This is a genomic window from Endozoicomonas sp. ONNA2 (genome assembly GCF_024606365.1).
Lineage (GTDB): Bacteria > Pseudomonadota > Gammaproteobacteria > Pseudomonadales > Endozoicomonadaceae > Endozoicomonas.
This window is the reverse complement of the sequence record NZ_JAHHPO010000098.1, coordinates 1-1,791: the sequence shown is the minus strand read 5'-3', so window position 1 is coordinate 1,791 and position 1,791 is coordinate 1. Positions and strand designations below refer to the sequence as shown.

1 protein-coding gene is annotated in these 1,791 nt (G+C 53.2%); it reads left to right on the top strand.

Annotated elements, in window-relative coordinates; all coding sequences use genetic code 11:
• The coding region (locus KDK14_RS01835; RefSeq protein WP_257263313.1) for a hypothetical protein at positions 1-1,791 on the top strand (1,791 nt) is incomplete at both ends.

Here is a 1,791-nt window from a genome sequence, read left to right as displayed (position 1 = left end):
ATAACAACACCCGGGTAACCATTGGCAACCCGCCACCGGCCTGCGGCAATGATTTCCCCCTCACCGATCTGCAATTGCTGTCTACCGATACGGATGGCAGCGAATCATTAATGACCGGCAAAGTGCCTCAGTATGAAATCAATGTCTTTGATCAGGGCAGTGAGCAAATAGTGGTTAATGGCTGGAATCTGCAAACCACCGGTAACCAGCCACTGATTTTCACGACATCCGCCTGGCTGGTGCAAAGTGGTGGTCTGGCGGGTGTTTCGGTTCACTTTACCCGGGCAGGCAACTACGTCATTCAGATCAAGGGTCTCGTTGAGGACGTAGGCGATCAGGAAGCACGATTCGCCCGGTTCAGCGTTACGGTTGACCAAAGCAGCGATGCCTCGGCAAACCCTGTAGATCCCGAGAATATTGTCGTTTGTGATATCTCCGGCAATGAAGACGGCTGGATCACCATTCCATCCGCCTGTATCAATACCGATCTGAGTCATACGACAGTAGACGAGCAGACGGTGATGCAGATTCAGGCCAGTGAAATAAAGGGCTGGGAACTCAAAGGGTACACCTCAGGCCTCTGGAACGATGATGGCAAGATCGTCAACTATGTCATTCTGCCGGATGATTTCGCTAATCTGCAATTTTCACCGCCCCGGGATTTCTCCGGCAACGCCACCATTCCTTACCAGATCCTGAAACAGAATACCCTGTCGGACAACACCAGCAGCACACCATTCACCATCGCCTTCGACATCGCCCCCGTGGTTGAAAACTCACCGGAAGAGTCTGCCCATGAATCCCAATACGACCTCAAGGTATGGGTCTCACCGCCAGCCCAGGCTCCGGAATGGAAAACCGCAGACCAGTCGTCACCGATGAATTTACATCTTGAGCCTACCGATATTGATGGTTCCGAGGCGCTGGAAACGGTGGTTTTTTCACCACCGGACCATATTTCACTCAGTGGCAGCGGACTGGTCGATAATACGGCGACAAGAGGCGCCGGTGAAACCACAGAGGCGTTTGCCCAACGGATAGCCTCTTTTGCTTTCACACCCGAACAGGGTTTGACTGCCGGTACTTACTCAATGTCTTTTACTGTCGAGGTGAGTGATACGGCACCGGGAACGGGAAAAACCGACCAAAAGACCTTTGCCAGGCAGATGGACCTGATCGTTACTCCTGTTAATAACTGCACAACCCTTGAAGCACCAGACCAGGCGGGCTATGAGGATACTATTATTCTAATCACAGGATTGTCTGCCCGACTGAATGACCGGGACGGTAGTGAAACAGTGTCGGTTACCCTTTCTGGTGTCCCTGAGAAGGCAGTGCTGAGCGATTCGACCGGAGCAACACTGCCCTTTAACGGCAACGGCCAATGGCAGATTCCCGCCAGCCTGATCAGCAATAATGGGCAGATCCAGCCCCTGAACTTTCTGCCGGTCAGGGATTTCAGCGGTACCATCCCAGTGACCCTGAACGCCTACAGTCACGAGACCAGACTCAGTGAAGTGTGCGTTGACCAGAAACGGTTCAACATTCAGGTTCAGCCGGTTGGCGACGCGGTTACCGTCAACCAGCTTCCCAATGCGATGGAGGGTGACGAAAACAGTCCCCTTGTCTTTTTACTCAATGCCAGCACAACCGATACCCACACGACAGCGGATGATTTCCCCGAAGGTCTGCGGGTCACCGTCAACATCACCGGTGATGTTGCCACCCTGTTTCCTTCACAAAGCAACGCCACTCAACCCCCATTGTCCAGCAGGAGCTTGACCACCTTCG